Consider the following 18,591-nt stretch of genomic DNA (forward strand, 5'->3'; position numbering starts at 1 on the left):
TAACTCTGTTTTGACGTCAGCAGGGTTGAATCCGCCGATCCGAGAGCCGAAGTGAGCCGAACCAGTCATTGGATGACCGGTCAAAACTACTGAAAAGGATAAACCCATGCGTCTCTCCCAGATGCTTCCTTACGGAGCGCTTGCGGGTGTCCTGTCTGCTCCCCTCCTGGCCACCCCGGTCATGGCGCAGCAGGCTGCAAAGGTCACCTTCTACGGACAGCTTACCCCGACCTATCAATATGTTGACGATGGGGAGGACTCGAACTCCAACCTCGCCGACAACGGCAACTCGCCCTCCCGCATCGGGATGAAGGTCGTCACCAACCTCGGCCCCGGCGAACTGACCTTCACGCTGGAAAGCGCCCTCGGACTGGTGCAGACCGGCAGCTACAGCCAGACCAACGACCCGGACAAGCTGGACTGGACCCTGACCAGCCTGCGGAAACTGGACTTCGCCTACACCGGCAACTTCGGTACCATCTCGATCGGTCAAGGCAGCACCGCGTCTGACGGCACCGGCGAAGCCGACCTGTCGGGCACCGGCCTTGCCAGCTACTCGGGCGTTGCTGACAGCGCCGGCGGCTTCGAGTTCCGCACCGCCGCAGGCGCCCTCTCGGGCATCTCGCTGGGCGATGTCTCGTCCAACATGGACGGCTCCCGCCGCGCCCGCGTGCGCTATGACACCCCGTCGTTCAACGGCTTCGTGTTCAGCGCGTCCTACGGCCAGGAAGTCCTCGCCGAAGGCAACGACAACGACTACTACGATCTGGCCGTCCGCTACACCAAGGACGTGGGTGACTTCACCGTTCAGGCGGCGACCTCCTACCAGTGGGTCGACATTGCTGATGGCGACACCACCGAGCGCTACGTGATCTCGGCAGCGGCCCTGCACGAGCCGACCGGCCTGAACGCAGCCGTGTCCTACGGTGCGCAGACCGAGGGCGGCGACGCCGACTACGCCTACGTGAAACTGGGCTACAAAGCGCGCTTCCTCAACGTGGGCGGCACCAACTTCTCGATCGACTACTACCAGGGCAACGACTTCCTGACCGCAGGCGACGAAAGCGGCTCGACCGCCTTCACCGTGCTGCAGGAATTCGACAACCAGGACCTCGAAGTCTTCGCGTCGCTGCGTCGCAGCTCCTACGAAGACACCTCGGCTGTCTCCTACCAGGACGTCGACTCGATCCTGATCGGTGGTCGTCTGAAGTTCTAAGACAGGTTCAGGAGCCGTTCTCGCGGAGGACGGCTCCGGCCAGATACAGAGAGCCGCAGATCAGCACACGCGACTGCGGCTCTTTTTGTGCGATCCGGGCAAGCGCCTCGGCCACCGAGGTCGCGGTGGACGCAGCGATACCGGCATCGGCGGCCGCAGCAGCGGTCACCTCGGCCGGAAGCGTGTTGGCCTCCCCGGGGATCGACACCGCCGTCAGGCTCTCGGCGTGGCCCGCCAGCGGGCGCATGTAGCCGCCCACATCCTTCGTGTTCAGCATCCCGCAGATCAGGTGCGTCGACCGCTTCGGCAGATCGTCGAGCACCCGGGCCAGCGCCTCGCCCGCGGCGGGGTTGTGGCCGCCATCGAGCCAGAGTTCGACGCCGGGCGCGGACTCGGCCAGCGGCCCGCTGGTCAGGCGCTGCATCCGGGCGGGCCAGTGGGCCCTGGTCACGGCGGCCTCGTAGGCATCGTCCCCGAGCCCGAGGTGGCGCAGGGCGGCCAGTGCGGCGCCCGCGTTCTCGATTTGGTGTGCCCCCAGGAGGTTCGGGCGCGGCAGGTCGCGCAGGCCGGTTTCGTCGGAATAGATCAGGCGACCGTGTTCCTCGTGCGCGTGCCAGTGCTGGCCGTGCACCAGCAGCGGCGCGCCGACGCGGGCGGCCTGCCTCTCGATGACCTCCAGCGCCTCGTCCTTCTGGGGGCCGACGACGCAGGTCACGCCACGCTTGAGGATACCGGCCTTCTCGAAGGCGATTTCGCCCAGCGTGTTGCCGAGGAACTGCTGATGGTCGATCGAGACCGGGGTAATCACCGTCAGCGCGGGGGCCGCCGGCACGTTGGTCGCGTCGAGACGCCCGCCAAGGCCGACTTCGAGAAGCGTATAGTCCGCACGGGTCCGCGCGAAGGCAAGGATCGCCGCGCAGGTCGTGATCTCGAAGTAGGTGATCGGCTGGCCGCTGTTGGCGTCGTAGCACTCGTCCAGCACCGCCGAGAGCGCCGGTTCCGAGATCAGCTCACCCGCGACGCGGATGCGCTCATGGAACCGCGCGAGGTGGGGCGAGGTATAGGCATGGGCCGTCAGGCCCGCCCCCTCGATCCCCGCCCGGATCATCGCCAGCGTCGAGCCCTTGCCGTTGGTCCCGGCGATGTGGATCACTGGCGGCAGGTCGTTCTGGGGGTTGCCCAGCGCGTCGAGCAGGCGCCACACCCGGTCGAGCGTCAGGTCGATGATCTTGGGGTGGAGCGCCATCATCCTCTCGAGGATGATGTCCGAGGCGGGCGCCGTCATTTCGCGGGCTTGGCCTCCGCTGCGGGCTTGTCGGCCGGTGCCGGTGCAGGCGTTTCGGGCGCGGCGGCGGTGGGGGCCGGAAGATCGCCGCGCACGGCGGGCGGCAGGCCCATGAGCATCCGCACGATGGTGATCAGCTCCTCGCGCATCTCGGTGCGCGGGGTCACCCGGTCGAGCATCCCGTGATCCAGCAGGTACTCGGCGCGCTGAAACCCTTCGGGCAGCTTCTCGCGGATGGTCTGCTCGATCACGCGCGGACCGGCAAAGCAAATCAGGGCGTTGGGCTCGGCAATATGGACGTCGCCCAGCATGGCATAGGAGGCCGTCACCCCGCCGGTGGTCGGGTGGGTCAGGACGACGATATAGGGCAGGCCCGCTTCCTTGAGCATCTGCACGGCAACCGTGGTGCGCGGCATCTGCATCAGCGACAGGATGCCTTCCTGCATCCGCGCGCCGCCTGCGGCCGAGAACAGCACCATCGGGCGCTTCAGCTTCACTGCCTCTTCGGCGGCGGCAATGATGGCATTGCCCACGTACATGCCCATGGACCCGCCCATGAACGAGAAGTCCTGCGCGGCGGCGACGATGGGCGTGCGCCCGATCTCGCCGGTGGCGACGAGCATCGCCTCCTTCTCGCCCGTGGTCTTCTGGGCGGCCTTCATCCGGTCGGGATAGCGCTTCTGATCACGGAAATGCAGGGGGTCGGCGATCGGTTCGGGAACCTTGACCTCGCCGAAGATACCGCCGTCGAACAGCGCCTTGAAACGCTCGCGCGGGGTGATCGCCATGTGATGCCCGCAGTTGGTGCAGACATTCAGGTTGTCGGACAGCTCGCGGTGGAACAGCATGGTGCCGCATTCGTCGCACTTCTGCCAAAGGTTCTCGGGTGTTTCACGGCGCGAGAAGATCGAGTTGATCCGGGGCCGGACGTAGTTCGTGATCCAGTTCATATGCGTGCCTTTTTCTGGCCGGGTCTGGTTCCGGGGCGCAACCGTGCTGGACGGAAACCCGTTTGCGGCCCCAGATAAGCCCCGGGACCGGGAAATGCAATCAGCGGCGCAGTGCGAGGCGCGCGCCGAGCCAGCTTACCAGCATCGTGGCGAAATCCACCAGCATCCAGCCGCGCATCGCCTCGGTGTCCGAAAGCGAGAAGGGCGTGGTCATCAGGGCAAGCCCGCTGAGCGAATCCGGGGTGGCGACGATCAGCAGGGCCGACATGTTGTTGACCATATGCATGGCGATGGAAGGCCCCAGCGTGCCCGACCGCGCGGTGAGGTCGGCGCTGAATATGCCGAAGACCACAACCCAGAGCACCACGAAGGGCGCGTTGTCCCCGGCCTCGCCCGGCATGTAGTGACCAAGGCCGAACAGAAGCGCGGGCAGCACCATCCAGACCACCGGGCTGCGGAAGCGGGCGGCGAGGGTCTGTTGCAGGTAGCCGCGGAACATCAGCTCTTCGCTGCCGGTCTGCACGAGGATTGCCGCCAGCGAGGCGGGGAGCAGGATCAGCCAGCGCGAGAGGTCCAGGTTGTCCACGAGGCCCTCGCCCATGTCGTAGGGCGGCAGCAACAGCAGGCCCACGCCGATCAGGACCAGCATCCGGAACACGCGCCAGAACTGGCTCAGCGCCAGCGGCAGCGGGCCGATCACGCTGGCAAGGCTACGGTCGTGGAGCAGCCGCACGGCCAGCCCCACCGCGATGATCAGCGCAACGAAGCCGAACAGCAGGAACAGCAGCGATCCCGGCGTGTTGCCCTCCAGCGCCTCGGGCGTCAGCAGCGCGGGAAAGAAGGGCCGGGCCAGCGCATGCACAATCAGGTTCAGCACGATCACCAGAACCACGATGGTCGCGCAGCCGGCGATCAGCCGCCAGATCTCGCAGCGGTCCCGCGCAGGGCCGACAAGGCGCTCGTGCGCGGCATAGGCGCTCTCAGTCATCTTCACCCGCGTTGATCGTGTCTATCGGATAGCGTGGCTCTCCGTTCACCTGCGCCGTGGTCCGCAGGTGATGGATGTGCTGCGCGGCACTGTTGAGGTTACTGCCCACCGCCGCAAGAAGTTCCACCGCGAGGTGGGCGTCGTTCTCGATCACCGCGCGGAATTCCTCGGCCCCGATGCGCAGGAACTTGCTCGGCGCGGTGGCGACGAGGTCCATCGTCCGCTCGGCGCGAGTGATGATCGACAGGTCCCCGATCAGGCGGCCCGGCCCGATCACCGTGACCGGCGGATCCTCCGGCCCGCTGTCGGGCCAGCGCAGTTCGGCCTCGCCCGAGAGACACAGATAGGTGGCGTCGGCGCGCTGGCCGTGGGCAAAGATCACATGCCCCGGCGCCGCATCGTACCATTGCGCCGAGAAGGCCAGCAGGCGCTGGTTCTTGGCGTTCATCGCCGAGAAGAGTTCGGTCGATGCCAGGATCTCGATCTTGTGCTGCAGGTCCGCCGCACCGGGTCCGGTCAGCGCGGCCTTTTTCGGGCGCTCCACGTCGTCGATGCGGCCATCGCGGATCTCGACGAACATGTCGTATTCGCCCGGGTTGTTGAACTGATCCTCCATGAAGATCATCGTGCACTTGGGCAGCAGCTCGCGCAGCTTCTGCCGGGTCCGGGCACGGCTCTTGGAGTCGTGGCTGGCAAGGGCGTTCTCGATGATCAGGATATCCGGGCGCTTGATACTGGCGCGGCTGAAGGCGGCGCGCTCCTGCAACACCGTCGGCAGGTTGGCCCCGCCAAGGCCGGTCTGCATGTCATAGGTCGTCGCCGCGAGCCGCTGGCGCAGCCCGTGCTCGTTCATCACGTCGGACACGAGGTTCTCGATCGCCTCGGCCTTGGCCCCGGCCATCATCGAAACGCGCCCGAAGATGGCGTTCTCGGTGACGGTCAGCCGCTGGATGTAGGTCTCGGGCGTGATCGGCGTGAACTTCTCCCCGGCGATCTGGCGCAGCTTCTCGGACTGGGTCCTGCGGATATCGAGGATCTCGTCCTTGTAGCGCTCGGGAAAGCTCGGGCCGATCTGTTCGGCCGTCAGCAGGAAGGGCACGCCCAGCATCAGGCCCTGCTCTTCCGGGGTCAGGCCATCGTCGCCCAGCCGCGCGCGCTTGGCCGCGATGTCGACCAGCCGCAGATAGGTCTCGTCCTCGATGCCCAGCCTGCGGAACAGCGGGTGATCGGTGCCGTCGCGCCCGAAGGTGTGGCGCAGCGTATCGACCACCGCCTGTGCGATCTCGAGCCCGCCCGGGGTCAGCCCGATCTCGTCCAGCATCCGGATCATGCGCATATCGGTCGCCAGCGACTGCGGCGTGATCTCGCGCGAGGGGGTGGCATAGAACAGGTTCCCGCCCAGCGGCACCGCCGGATTGAAGCGCTCGGGGTCGAAATGGTGGACCGCGCCGTCGAGCCCGGCCTCCTTGAGGCGCCGCAGCACCTCGGGCCGCAGGGCCACGATGTCCTTGGCCAGCCCCTTGTGCACGTCGGCATTGATGCGCGAACGCAGGGTGCGGCGGATCATCTCCTCGTCGATCCCCATCGCCTCGACCAGCTTGAACCACCAGTCGCGGATATCGGCGATCCGCGACAGCCCGGCGAGCCCGGGGTCCACCCAGCGGACGTTCTGGGCATCGGGACTGTTGCCCGAGCGCAGCGCCTCGGCGTGCTGGCGGTCACGGTAGTCCGGATCCCACAGCACCTCCTGCGGCTTGATCATCAGCGGCATCAGGAGGTTGTCGCCCATCGTTCCCTCGAAGAGATAGGGGCGCGAGTTGGCATAGCCGATCCGGGTGGCGATGGTGACCTGGTGCAGCGTTTCCAGCGGCTTGCCCGACACGATGATCTGCCCGCGCGAGGGCAGGAGTTCCCGGGTCAGAAGCTGCGCAAAGGCGGTACGCTCGGACGGGCGGGCGGACTTGATCGCCACCCGGGTGCCGGGCGGGATGGTCAGCGAGATGTCCTCGAGGACCGGGTTGCCCTCGTTGTCGCGCACGGTCACGTTGCGGAATTCGATCTCGCCGTCGAGGCGCGGAATCGACGTGGGCTCACCGTCGAACAGGCGTTCGTCGATCATGCCTTGCGGGGCAAAGCGCTCGGTCACGACCTGCCAGCGCAGCGACATGTCCTGCACCGAGTTGTAGAAGGTCAGAAGTTCGCTCCAGGGCGAGCTGAGGTCCTTGTAGGCGGCCAGTGCGGCGACCAGCGCGCCGACGGTGATCTCGCCCTGGATCGCGAGGTAGCCGCCGACCGAGTAGAAGAAGAACGGTGTGAGGTGCCCGATCATGTTGTTCAGGAACTTCATGAAGAACTTCTTCTGGTAGATCTGGAACCTGATGTCGAACAGCACGCCCAGCCGGCTGGTGAACTGCGCCAGCCGATAGCGCCAGCCGCCGTTGATCCGCAGGTCAGAAACCCCCGCCGCGCTCTCGCCGATCTCGGCCGACAGATGGCGGATTTCCTGGATCCGCGCCTTGTTCAGCAGGTTGATCTGACGCTGCAGCATCGGGATCAGCCACGCCTGCAGGGGGATCAGCGCCACAGAGGCCAGCCCGAACCAGAAGCTCTGGGCAAAGAGGAAGAACAGGATCGTCATCATCTGGCCGAACTGGAAGGCGGGCTGGGCGACGGCATCGCCCATCAGCCCGCCCATCGGTTCGGCCTCGGATGTGATCATCGAGACCATCTCGCCCTGGCTGGTGGTCTGGAAGTAGGGCGCCGGGAACCGCAGCATGCGCGAGATCATCTGGTAGCGGAACCGGCGCAGCATGCGTTCCGACAGCACACCTTTCATGGTGTTGATGCGCATCTTCATCATGCCGCCGATCAGCACCGTCGCGAGGAAGGCGAAACAGAGGATCAGCAGGTACTGGACCTGGGTCAGCGTGACGCCCAGCTTGACGATGGTCTCGGAGGGCGAGCCGATGGCGTCGTTGATGATCTGCTTGGGCAGTTCCAGCGAGGCGTAGAGGAACGGGAAGCTGAGCAGGGTGAAAGCAAACAGGGCAATCTGCTGCTTCTTGGAGTATTTCCAGATGAAAGAAAAAAGAGTCGGTTCCATACCGGCGGAGTCCGTATCGAAGTCAGATGCCCGCCGGTGGTCTCGGCTGCCGGGCAAAACAATCACCAGAGGCTAATCATTGCTGTCTTCAATACAAGGTGCGCGGACGCACAGTCCACTTGCACCGCGTATTGACGGCCCTTGTGCCGCCGCCTGCGCCCGGTTATGGGCAGGCAGGCCAGACAGACGGGAGTGCAACCATGCTGCGCCGCCCGCGTCACCTATCCGATATGCCCGGCCGCCGCCAGCCCGAACCCGGCGCAACCCCGTTGCGCGCGCCCCGGCCCGGCACCGCGTCCGACCGCGATGAAACCATCCGGCCCCCGCATGTGTTTTCCTGTGGAATCCCACATGCCGGAGCGGCCAGCACACCCATCCCCCGCCCCGGCGGAAGAACGGAGCACCATGTCTAGCTGGATCATCAGATCCCTTGCCGCGATCGGCGCGGCGCTGACCCTTACCGGTTGCGAAGAAGCAACGGGCTTTCCCTTTGCCGAGATGGGCGATCTCGGAACCGAATCCGAACATGCCCGCACGCTGAAGATCGCGATGGGCAACGGTGACATCGTGCTGAGCGCGCCCGACGGCTATTGCATCGATCGCCGGTCGGTCCGGCGGGTCGGAGACAAGGGGTTCGCGATGATCGCGCGCTGCGACACGGTTGGCGTCCGCGGCTACTACGAGGGCTATGACCTTGCCGTGATGACGGTGACCACGGCACGGCAGGCGCCGGGCAGCCCGGCACCCACGCTGAAGGACATGTCCAGCATCGCGCAAGGCGCCCGCGTTCTCGACAAGGCCAGCCGCGACGGTGTCGTCCTTGTCCGGCTCGGCACCGGTTCGGCCGCACTCGACGGCGTGAGCCCGGTGCACTGGCGCGGCGCGTTCCAGCTGAACGACAACCTCGTCGGGGTCAGCGTCTACGGCCCCGAGGGCAGCGGCGCGGTCGGGCGCAACGGCGCGGCGCTGATCAGCGACCTCGCCCAACGGACCCGCACCGCCAGCAAGCGCGAGAGCCTTCCCAAAACGGCGGAAAGCGGCAAGGCGGACTGACCTGCAGGCAGCCGGCGGCGTGCCCTATTCTCCGATAGGGCTCAGAAAAACCGTCCTTTCCTCAATTCCCGGTTTATCTGGCGGCAACGGTTTCGTTACATAGTCGCAAGGCAAACAGACAGGCATCGCGGCCAAACCGTGGTGGTTCCGGCATGGGCAGTATTCTCAATCGGCTGATCCACGCCCGCGCCCTCCGGCGCTGGCGGCGCGCGGCGCACTCCGCCGCCGAAGTTGCTTTGCCCGTATTGCGGCAGGACCGGAGCGAGGCGCGGGAACTGCGCGCCCAGCTCGACCGGCTGATCCACGTGGCCGATGGCCGCCTCGCCCTGCCCAAGATCGGCACGTCCTATTTCCCCAAGCCGCATGGCACCGACTGGTCGTGGCGCCCGGCGCTCTGGCGTGGCCCGTTGCCCCGCCCGGGGATCAGCTCAGTCCAGCCCAAGACCCGGATCGGGACCGAGATATCGGTGTTCCACGACTGCGGCACCGCCGAGATCACGCTGCGCCAGATCCGTAACACGCGCGAATCCGACCTTGCCGCCTTCGGCCTGCGGATGGACGTTTTCAACTTCGACGGCACCTTCCTGTCGCTGGTGATCGACCTGCCGCCCGAAGCCGTGCGCGGGATGACCCGCGACCAGCTGCTGCGGCTGAGCTGCATCATCGAGGCCGAGCGCCCGCTGGAGATCTTTGCCCGGCTCAACATCAAGCACGGGCCGAACACCGAGCAGCTGGTGCGCGAGATGCCGATGGAGCAAAGCGAGGCCATGGTCGAATTCGACCTGGCCTATACCAAGCTGAACGAGAAGCGGATCGAGAGCGCCTGGCTCGACCTGATCTTCGAAGCGCCCGAGATGAACCAGGTGACCCTGCGCGACCTGACCCTGGCGCGTCACCCGCGCGCCGCACTCTAGGAGACCCGGATGGACGATCTGAAACTGACCAAGATCCGCCTGGCCAACGGGTTCTGGGAGGGCAACATCGAGGGACAGGCCGGTGCCCGGCCCGAGGTGGAGGTGCTCTACCGCGACAAGGCGGTCGACGGGGTCGAACTGCACCTCGCGTCGGACCGCAAGTCGTGGAACATCCGCATTCCCCTGCCCAGAAACGCGCTGGCCGACGGGGTCCAGACCTTCGTGATCCGCGACCGGGTGGGCGACCGCAAGCTGGGCGATTTCACCCTGATCGCGGGCGAGGCCGCCGCTGACGACCTGCGGGCCGAGGTCGACCTGCTGCGGGCGGAACTCGACATGCTGAAGCGCGCCTTTCGCCGTCACTGCGTCGAGACGAGCGCCGCAGGCTAGGCAGGACCGGGCCGCGCACCAGTTTGCACTGGCCTCCGGCGCCGGTTTGTTGCATCAGGCAGCAGGGGCTCCGGCTTTCCCGGCGCCGCCCCGTCTCATTAGCAGATGAAGGCCCCGATGACCGATCTGACCCGCATCCTCGCCCACGCCCGCATCCCCGAACTGCCGAACCCCTATTACGGCAAGGTGCGCGATTGCTACGACCTGCCGGACGACAGCCGCATCCTGATCTCCTCGGACCGGATCTCGGCCTTTGACCGCATCCTCGCCTGCATCCCGTTCAAGGGGCAGGTGCTGACCCAGATCGCGCGCTACTGGTTCGACCGCACCGGCGATATCTGCCCGAACCACGTTCTGGCCTATCCCGACCCCAACGTGGTGGTGGGCAAGCGGTTGACCATCCTGCCGGTCGAGATCGTGGTGCGCGGCTACCTTGCCGGGACCACCGGAACCTCGATCCTGACGCGCTACAAGAAGGGCGAGCGGACCATGTACGGGCACGACTTCCCCGATGGTCTGAAGGACAACCAGGCGCTGCCCGCGCCGATCATCACCCCGACCTCCAAGGCCTTCGACGGCGGCCATGACGAACCGCTGACCCCCGCCGAGATCATCGAGCAGGGCCTCCTGACCACCGCGCAATGGGAGCGGGTGTCGGAGATCGCCCTCGCGCTCTTTGCCCGGGGACAGCAGGTGGCGGCCGAGCGTGGCCTGATCCTCGTCGATACCAAGTACGAATTCGGCACCGATGCCGAGGGCAACATCCTGATCGCCGACGAGATCCACACGCCCGACAGCTCGCGCTACTGGCTGGCGGACCAGTACCCGGAGGCCTTCGAGACCGGCGCGCGCCCGCCCTCCTTCGACAAGGACATCATCCGGTCGTGGGTCGATGCGCGCTGCGACCCCTACAAGGACCCGATCCCGGATATCCCGGACGAGATCATCCAGACCACCTCGCAGGTCTATATCGACGCCTACGAGAAGATCACCGGCGCGCCCTTCGTGCCCGACACCTCGGGCGCGACGCCGCTGGACCGCGTGCGCGCGAACCTGGCGCCCTACTTCACCAAGTAAACCCGGCCGCGCGGCAGCCGGGGCCGTGGGAGCGAGGGGCCAGCCCCTCGCTCCCACGGGATATTTGCGACCCAAAGAAGGGGCGGGCCTCGGCGCCAAGTGCCAGTGGAGCAAAGAAAAACGGGCGGCAGGGCCGCCCGTTGGTGTTTCCGGTTGCCGGATGGATCAGTCGCGCGGGGCGATGGCCGAGAGGCCCTTGAGGATATCGACCGCATAGGCGAGCTGGTAATCCTCGTCGCGCAGCTGCGCGGCGGCTTCCGCCTTGGCGCGTTCTTCCTCGATCTGGCGCACCTCGTCCTCGCTCAGGCTGTCGTTGCTGAGGCTGCCGCGCAGGTCGGCTTCGGAGCGCAGGCGCGGAACGGCGCTCTTGGGCTCTTCATCCTCGTTCGCGGCGACCTTGCGCGGCTGCTCGACGACGATGTCGGGCGACACGCCGAGGTTCTGGATCGAGCGACCCGAGGGGGTGTAGTAGCGCGCGGTGGTCAGGCGCATGGCACCGTCGCCCCGCAGCGGCATCACGGTCTGGACCGACCCCTTGCCGAAGCTCTTGGTGCCCACCACGATGGCGCGGCGGTGATCCTTGAGTGCGCCGGCGACGATCTCGGAGGCCGAGGCCGACCCACCGTTGATCAGAACCACCATCGGCTTGCCGTTGATCATGTCGCCCGGGGTGGCGTTGAAGCGTTCGCCATCTTCCGGGTTGCGGCCACGGGTCGAGACGATCTCGCCCGACTCGAGGAACTCGTCCGCCACCTTGATCGCCTGGGTCAGCAACCCGCCCGGGTTGTTGCGCAGGTCGAGGACGACGCCGTCGACGTTGTCGATGCCGCCGGCCTTCTCGATCTCTTCCTTCAGGCCCGCTTCGAGGTTCGGGGTGGTCTGGTCGTTGAAGGTGGTGATCCGCAGGACCACGGTGTGCCCCTCGGTCCGGGCGCGCACGGCGGTCAGCTTGATGGTGTCACGGATGATCGAGACGTCGAAGGGCTCGTCCTCGCCCTTGCGGACCACGGTGATCACGATCTCGGACCCGACCGGGCCGCGCATCAGGTCGACCGCCTTGTCGAGCGTCAGACCGAGCACCGACTCGCCGTTGACGTGGGTGATGAAGTCACCGGCCTCGATCCCGGCTTCTTCCGCCGGGGTCCCGTCGATCGGGGAGACAACCTTGACGAAGCCCTCCTCCTGCGTGACCTCGATGCCTAGTCCGCCGAACTCGCCACGGGTCTGCACCCGCATTGCGGCGGCGTCCTGCGGGTTCATGTAGCTCGAATGCGGATCGAGCGAGGTGAGCATCCCGTTGATGGCCGCCTCGATCAGCTTGGACTCGTCGACCTGTTCCACGTACTGGGCGCGGATGCGTTCGAAGATGTCGCCAAAGAGATCGAGCTGCTCGTAGACATTCGAAGAGCGGGCGTTTTCCTGAGCCACGAGGGGCCCGGCGATCTGCGTGGTCGCGATCACGCCTGCCACGGTACCGCCCAGGGCGGCCATAACGAATTTCTTCATCTGTCTGTTATCCATCCTTATCGCTTCGGAACCACGTTTCCGGGTTCACCGGCCTGCCGCCCTGTCTGACTTCTATATAGAGCGTTTCTGAGCGGTCAGTTCCAGTACCATCACCGCTTGTTGAAAGAATTGCCCCTGTTTCTGGCATGGCACCGCCCATAAGTCCAACCGGCGTGCCTGCCGGAACGACCTGTCCGATCTCGCCGTAGACGGTCTCGAGCCCGGACAGCACGAAGAGCAGGTCCGCCTGTGGTTCGAGTATGACCACGTTGCCGAGGTCGAGAAGCGGGCCGCGATAGCGAATCGTCGCCGCGCTCGGCGAGGTCACCAGCGCGCGCGGGCGCGTCGCCATCAGCAGCCCGTCACGCCGGATGCCGGCGGCGTCCGATTCCCCGGCGCGGTGCAGCACGGTGCCCTGCACCGGCAGCGGCAGGGTGCCCTTCAGCGCGCTGATGTCGTCTTCGGTATCGTCGATCTCTTCGGTGCCGATCAGCGAGAGGCCACTGGCGAAACCCGCCAGCGTCTCGGTCGAGTCGAGCAGGATGGCGGTGCGCACCGGGTCCTCGACAAAGCGCTGCGGCAGGTCGGTACGGTCGGCGATCGCCTGGCTGAGGTCGGCGCGCGCCTGCTGGACGCCGGCCAGACCATCCTCCAGCCGCTTGGCCGCCTCCTCCTGCAGGGTCCGCAGGGTGCGCACCTCCTCGAGGTCGCGGCGCAACTCCTGCGCCCGGGCGTTCAGCCCCGGCGTCACGTCGGCAAGGATCATGCCGGAGCGTGCGCTGCCCAGCGGACCGGCGGGATGCAGCATCAGCACGGGCGGCGGCGCGGTCTCGATGGTCAGCATCACGCCAAGCAGCCGCGCGACCTCGCTCTCGCGGGCCTCCAGCCGGTGCCGCAGCTGGGTCTCGCGGGTGGAGGCCCGGCGCAGACCATCGCGCATCGCCGCCAGCCCGGCCTCGTAGGCCCGCACCGTGTCGGTCAGCGCCCGTACCCGATCGTGGGCCTTCTCGGCCTGCTGCAGCGCGGTCTCGGCGGTCTCGAGCTGATGCGCGGCGGCGCGGGCCGCATCCGCCGGAGAATCCCCGGCGCTCAGCGGTCCCGCCGGGGCCCCGGCAGCACCAAGCGCCAGGGCGCAGAGCCATGCGGCAGCCCGTTTCATGCGATCAGGCTTTCCCCCGTCATCTCGTCGGGAACGGGCAGGTCCATGAGCGACAGCAGCGTCGGCGCGAGGTCGGCAAGGCGGCCGTTGCGCAGGCTCGCGCCCGCCGGTCCGCCGACCAGCGCCACCGGCACCGGATTGGTGGTGTGCGCGGTATGCGGCCCCCCGGTTTCAGGGTCCACCATCACCTCGCAGTTGCCGTGATCGGCAGTGACGATCATCGCGCCGCCCGCCTTCTCCAGCGCGGCGACGACCCGGGCGAGCCCCTTGTCCACCGCCTCGCAGGCCGCGATGGCCGCCTGTAGGTCGCCGGTGTGGCCCACCATGTCCGGGTTGGCGTAGTTGGTGACGATCAGGTCGTAGCCCTTCTCGATGGCCTCGACGAACTTGTCGGTCACCTCGCCTGCCGACATCTCGGGCTGCAGGTCATAGGTCGCCACCTTGGGCGACTTCGGCATGAAGCGGTCCTCGCCGTCCCAGGGCGCTTCCTTGCCGCCGTTCAGGAAGAAGGTGACATGGGGGTATTTCTCGGTCTCGGCGAGGTGGAACTGGGTCCTGCCCTGCTTCGCCACCCATTCGCCCAGCGTGTTCACGATCTCCGCCTTGGGATAGGCGACACTCATGTAGGTGTTGTGGTCGTCAGAGTACTCGACCATTCCCAGCAGGGCCGACAGTGCGCGCCGCTTGCCCGTCTCGAACCCGTCGAAGCCGGGCTTGCCGATGGCGGCGAGGATCTCTCGCGCCCGGTCGGCGCGGAAGTTCAGGCAGAACAGCCCGTCGCCGTCCTGCACGCCGCTGTAATCGCCGACGACGGTCGGCAGAATGAACTCGTCCGTCACGTTCTGCGCGTAGGAGGCCCCGATGGCGCCGAGCGCGGTCCCGGCCTTTTCGCCCTCGCCCAGGATCATCGCGGCATAGGCCTTTTCGACCCGCTCCCAGCGGTTGTCGCGGTCCATCGCATAGTAGCGCCCGTCGACGGTGGCGACGAAGGCCCCCTCGGGCAGCTGCTCCAGCAGCGCCTTCATGTAGACATCGGCCGATTTCGGCGCCACGTCGCGGCCATCGGTGATGGCATGGATCGCCACCGGCACGCCCGCTTCGCAGATCGCCCGGGTTGCGGCCAGCATATGGGTCAGGTGCCCGTGCACGCCCCCGTCCGAGACCACGCCCATCAGGTGCGCGGTGCCGCCCGCCGCCTTCACCGTTGCGATGAAGTCCAGCAGCGCCGCGTTCTCGAAGAAGGAGCCGTCCTCGATCGCGAGGTCGATCTGGCCCAGGTCCATCGCCACCACCCGGCCCGCACCGATGTTGGTGTGGCCGACCTCGGAATTGCCCATCTGCCCGGTCGGCAGCCCCACATCGGGTCCGTGGGTGATCAGCTGCGCATGGGGCCCCTGCATGATCGCGTCGAAGGTCGGGGTCTCCGCAAGATAAGGTGCGTTCGCCTCGGTCCGCTCGGAGATGCCCCAGCCATCCAGAATGCACAATACAACGGGTTTCGGGGCACTCATGTCCAGCTCTCCGGCCTGCTCTGATCCCCGCCTTCTAGCGTCTCGGCCGCGCAGGGTGAACCGCTTTTCAGCGCGCCCGATCCATCTTTTCTCTGAAAATACTCAAATTGTCGGCACCATGTCGCCAGCGGGGCGCCGGGATCATTACGGTGGCTATTCCCCGGCCCGGGTGAGCGGCACCATGTCCGGAGCGCTCTCGGGCGCCAGTTCCTCGAAATCGAAGTTGTCGAGCTTGGTGGCCCGCTTGCCCGCGCGTTCGGCGGCCACGGTGATGTCCTCGATATCCTTGCGGGCCTGGCCGAAGTGGGTGTTCAGCTTGCCGACGCGCTCGACCACCAGTTCCACGTCACGGTGCAGCTGTTTCAGCGTGGTGCGGATCGCGCCGGCCTGTTCGCGCATCCGGGCGTCCTTGAGGATGGCCCGCATGGTGTTGAGCGTGGCCATGCAGGTGGTCGGCGACACGATCCAGACCCGCGCGTTGAAGCCCTCGCGGACCACTTCGGGGAAATTGGCGTGCAGCTCGGCATAGACCGCCTCGGAGGGCAGGAACATCAGGGCGCCGTCCGCCGTCTCGCCTTCGATCAGGTAGCGTTCCGAGATCGCCTTGATGTGTGCCTTGACCGAGGCGCGGAAGGCCTGCGGCGCGCCTGCCTCTCCGGCGCGGAGTTTCTCGTAGGCTTCCAGCGGGAACTTGGCGTCGATCACGATGGGGCCCGGCGGGTTCGGGAGATGGATCAGGCAGTCCGCCCGCTTGCCGTTGGAAAGCGTCGCCTGCAGCGTGTAGCTGTCAGAGGGCAGCGCCTTGGACACGATGTCGTTTAACTGGATCTCGCCAAAGGCGCCGCGCGTCTGCTTGTTCGACAGGATGTCCTGCAGGCTCAGCACATCGCCCGAGAGGCGCGTGATGTTCTCTTGCGCCCGGTCGATGACCTTGAGCCGCTCCTGCAGTTCGGTCAGCGACTTGGTGGTCTTCTCCGAGCCGCCGTGCAGGGTTTCCTTCATCCGCTCCTGCATCTCGGCCAGCGCGCGGGCCGATTTCATCGCGTTCTCGGCCAGACGGTCGTTCATCTGCTGCTGGACCGAGGCGAGGCGGCGCTCGACCGTCTGGATCACTTGTGTCTGGGCGTTGGCCTGCGTGTCCGACACGGTCTGCAACCCGCCGCGCAGCTGCTCCTGCCCGAGGCCGAGCTGCTGGACGTGGCCGCCCAGCACCTGCATCTGCCGGGCCAGCGGTTCGGCCATGCGGGCCGAGCGGCCCGCCGCGCGCACGGCGGCGATCAGCAGGATCAGCATCAGCAGCACCACGGCGGCGCCGCCGAGCGCAGCCAGCACGAGGGGATCGGAGAGGTCGAAGGTGTATCCGTTCAGTTCGATCATGTGCGCCCGAAGAGCCTTTCGATATCGGAGAGTTTCAGCTCCACGTAGGTGGGGCGCCCGTGGTTGCACTGGCCGGAATGAGGCGTCGCCTCCATCTCGCGCAGCAGGGCGTTCATCTCCTCGGCGCGCATCCGGCGGCCCGAGCGGACCGAGCCGTGGCAGGCAACGCGCGACAGGATCGCCTCGATCCGGGCCTGCACCAGTTGCGAGGAGCCCATGTCGTCGAGCTCGTCGAGGATGTCCTTCAGCATCGCGGCCGCGTTGACCTCGCCCAGGATTGCCGGGGTTTCGCGCACGGCGACGGCAGAGCCGCCGAAAGGTTCGATGGTCAGGCCCATCCTGGTCAGCTCGTCGGCCACCTCAAGCAGGCGGGCGCAATCGCCTTCCGACAGGTCCACGATCTCGGGGATCAGCAGGGCCTGCGCGGCGACGCCGTTCTCGGCCATCTGGCGTTTCAGTTTCTCATAGACCAGCCGTTCGTGCGCAGCGTGCTGGTCGACGATGACCATGCCGGTCTCGGTCTGGGCAATGATGTAGTTCTCGTGCACCTGCCCGCGCGCGGCACCCAGAGGGCGCGCCTCGGCGGGTATTTCGGCGGGCTCCACCGCGACCGGCTCGACATCGTCGGCTTCCACCACACGGGCAGAATAGCTCTCGCCAAGGTCGGCAAAGCCCTGGAACGGGGTCGGTGCGGGCGCCTGGGCGGCATAGGAGGAGATGCGGGCCCCAAGCGACGGGCGGTCCATCTGGTAGACGCGGGCCTCGGTCCGGACAGGTTCGGGCCGCATGGCGCCGAGGGTCGCGCCCGCGACGGTGGTCGAGGCACGGTGACCGGCCCCTGCCAGTGCTTGCCGCAGGGCCGAGACGATCAGCCCGCGCGCGAGACCGGGATCGCGGAACCGCACCTCGGACTTGGCCGGGTGCACGTTCACGTCGACCAGTACCGGTTCGCAGTCGATGAAGAGCGCCGCCGCCGGGTGACGGTCGCGGCTGAGAAAGTCGAAGTAGGCCGCGCGCAGGGCGCCGTGCAGCATCTTGTCCCGGACCGGGCGGCCGTTGACAAAGAGGTACTGGGTAACCGCCGCGCCGCGCGAGTAGGTCGGCAAGGCGGCATAGCCGAACAGGCGCAGCCCGTCGCGGGTGGCGTCGATGCGCAGCGCATTCTCGGCAAAGTCGCGGCCGATCACACCCGCGAGACGCCCATAGAGCGCATCGAAGAGGTCGCCGCTCTCGGCGTCCGCACGGAACAGGCTGCGGCCCTCGCCTCCGCCGGAGACGTCGCGCAGCAGGAAGGAAACAGAGGGTTCCGCCATGGCGAGCCGCTTGACCACGTCGACGATGGCCTGCGCCTCGGACCGGTCGGAGCGCATGAACTTGAGCCGCGCCGGGGTGGCGAAGAAGAGATCGCGCAGTTCGACCACGGTGCCGGCACGCAGCGCAGCCGGCTTCACCGGCTCCCTATGCCCGCCCGAGACGCGGATCGAATGGGCCTCGCCTCCGGGCACGCGGCTGGTGATGGTCAGGCGCCCCACGGCGCCGAGCGAGGGCAGCGCCTCGCCCCGGAAGCCGAAGGTGTGAATATTGAGCAGGTCGGAGCCGTCGATCTTGGACGTCGCATGGCGCGAGAGCGCGAGCGGAAGGTCGTCGGGGCCCATGCCGCAGCCGTCGTCGGTGACCCGGATCAGGGTCTTGCCGCCGTCGGCGATCTCCACGGTAACGCGGCTTGCCCCTGCATCCACCGCGTTCTCGACCAGTTCCTTGACCGCAGAGGCCGGGCGTTCGACCACCTCGCCCGCCGCGATGCGGTTGATCGCAGAGTCGTCGAGTTGCCGGATAACCGGGCGGTTTTCGCTGATATTGGGGTTGGGGTGCGCCATGCCACCAGACCTAGCATGGATGGCTCCGATTCTGCCACCCGGATGTTGCGGGATCGGCCAGCCCCCGCAGGGCCTCGATCTGCACCGGCGCGCCAAAACCGGGCGTTTTCCCAGCGTTTGCCGCATCTCGGTAAGCGCCGCGCGTTTCCCGCTTGGCAACGCCCTCCTGCAGGTCGATCACTGGT

General features: G+C 66.9%; 14 protein-coding genes. 5 read left to right on the forward strand and 9 right to left on the reverse strand.

Annotated elements, in window-relative coordinates; genetic code table 11:
* Positions 1 to 106: 106 nt before the first annotated feature.
* Entirely contained in the window at positions 107 to 1,216 is a 1,110-nt protein-coding gene (locus DDT93_RS07320) for a porin (RefSeq protein WP_109465155.1), read from the forward strand.
* A 7-nt stretch (positions 1,217 to 1,223) separates the two neighbouring features.
* Here the strand turns inward: DDT93_RS07320 and DDT93_RS07325 are convergent, their stop codons facing one another.
* The 4 genes from DDT93_RS07325 to DDT93_RS07340 all read right to left on the reverse strand — a co-directional run bounded on the left by DDT93_RS07325 (position 1,224) and on the right by DDT93_RS07340 (position 7,542).
* Positions 1,224 to 2,501, reverse strand: a complete 1,278-nt coding sequence (locus tag DDT93_RS07325; RefSeq protein WP_109465156.1) for a bifunctional folylpolyglutamate synthase/dihydrofolate synthase — start codon at positions 2,499 to 2,501, stop codon at positions 1,224 to 1,226.
* Positions 2,498 to 3,451, reverse strand: a complete 954-nt coding sequence (gene accD, locus DDT93_RS07330; protein WP_109465157.1) for an acetyl-CoA carboxylase, carboxyltransferase subunit beta — start codon at positions 3,449 to 3,451, stop codon at positions 2,498 to 2,500. Before accD ends, DDT93_RS07325 begins: the two co-directional genes overlap by 4 nt.
* Positions 3,452 to 3,551: 100 nt before the next feature.
* Positions 3,552 to 4,439: a CPBP family intramembrane glutamic endopeptidase gene (locus DDT93_RS07335; RefSeq protein ID WP_109465775.1), complete on the reverse strand. Its 888-nt coding sequence runs from the start codon at positions 4,437 to 4,439 to the stop codon at positions 3,552 to 3,554.
* Positions 4,432 to 7,542: an ABC transporter transmembrane domain-containing protein gene (locus DDT93_RS07340; RefSeq protein WP_109465158.1), complete on the reverse strand. Its 3,111-nt coding sequence runs from the start codon at positions 7,540 to 7,542 to the stop codon at positions 4,432 to 4,434. Before DDT93_RS07340 ends, DDT93_RS07335 begins: the two co-directional genes overlap by 8 nt.
* Positions 7,543 to 7,947: 405 nt before the next feature.
* On the opposite strand from DDT93_RS07340, the gene DDT93_RS07345 reads away from it, so the two are divergent.
* The 4 genes from DDT93_RS07345 to DDT93_RS07360 all read left to right on the forward strand — a co-directional run bounded on the left by DDT93_RS07345 (position 7,948) and on the right by DDT93_RS07360 (position 10,976).
* Positions 7,948 to 8,595, forward strand: coding sequence for a hypothetical protein (locus tag DDT93_RS07345; protein ID WP_109465159.1), 648 nt, complete (start codon positions 7,948 to 7,950; stop codon positions 8,593 to 8,595).
* A 152-nt stretch (positions 8,596 to 8,747) separates the two neighbouring features.
* A complete protein-coding gene (locus tag DDT93_RS07350; protein WP_109465160.1) occupies positions 8,748 to 9,509 on the forward strand; it encodes a DUF6478 family protein in 762 nt (253 codons plus the stop codon).
* Positions 9,510 to 9,518: 9 nt separating this feature from the next.
* A complete protein-coding gene (locus tag DDT93_RS07355; protein ID WP_109465161.1) occupies positions 9,519 to 9,899 on the forward strand; it encodes a hypothetical protein in 381 nt (126 codons plus the stop codon).
* 117 nt (positions 9,900 to 10,016) lie between these two features.
* Complete coding sequence (locus DDT93_RS07360; protein WP_109465162.1) at positions 10,017 to 10,976, forward strand: phosphoribosylaminoimidazolesuccinocarboxamide synthase; 960 nt, start codon at positions 10,017 to 10,019, stop codon at positions 10,974 to 10,976.
* A gap of 165 nt (positions 10,977 to 11,141) precedes the next feature.
* Here the strand turns inward: DDT93_RS07360 and DDT93_RS07365 are convergent, their stop codons facing one another.
* The 5 genes from DDT93_RS07365 to mutL all read right to left on the reverse strand — a co-directional run bounded on the left by DDT93_RS07365 (position 11,142) and on the right by mutL (position 18,406).
* Positions 11,142 to 12,482 (reverse strand): S41 family peptidase, encoded by a 1,341-nt coding sequence (locus tag DDT93_RS07365; protein ID WP_109465163.1) that lies wholly within the window; start codon positions 12,480 to 12,482, stop codon positions 11,142 to 11,144.
* Positions 12,483 to 12,489: 7 nt separating this feature from the next.
* Positions 12,490 to 13,641, reverse strand: a complete 1,152-nt coding sequence (locus tag DDT93_RS07370; protein WP_109465164.1) for a murein hydrolase activator EnvC family protein — start codon at positions 13,639 to 13,641, stop codon at positions 12,490 to 12,492.
* On the reverse strand, positions 13,638 to 15,152 hold the full coding sequence (gene gpmI, locus DDT93_RS07375) for a 2,3-bisphosphoglycerate-independent phosphoglycerate mutase (RefSeq protein WP_109465165.1): 1,515 nt from the start codon (positions 15,150 to 15,152) through the stop codon (positions 13,638 to 13,640). Before gpmI ends, DDT93_RS07370 begins: the two co-directional genes overlap by 4 nt.
* Before the next feature lie 153 nt (positions 15,153 to 15,305).
* Entirely contained in the window at positions 15,306 to 16,529 is a 1,224-nt protein-coding gene (locus DDT93_RS07380) for a DNA recombination protein RmuC (RefSeq protein WP_109465166.1), read from the reverse strand.
* Entirely contained in the window at positions 16,526 to 18,406 is a 1,881-nt protein-coding gene (gene mutL, locus DDT93_RS07385; protein ID WP_109465167.1) for a DNA mismatch repair endonuclease MutL, read from the reverse strand. Before mutL ends, DDT93_RS07380 begins: the two co-directional genes overlap by 4 nt.
* Between the last annotated feature and the right edge of the window lie 185 nt (positions 18,407 to 18,591).

Source organism: Albibacillus kandeliae, from assembly GCF_003116585.1.
GTDB classification, from domain to species: domain Bacteria; phylum Pseudomonadota; class Alphaproteobacteria; order Rhodobacterales; family Rhodobacteraceae; genus Albibacillus; species Albibacillus kandeliae.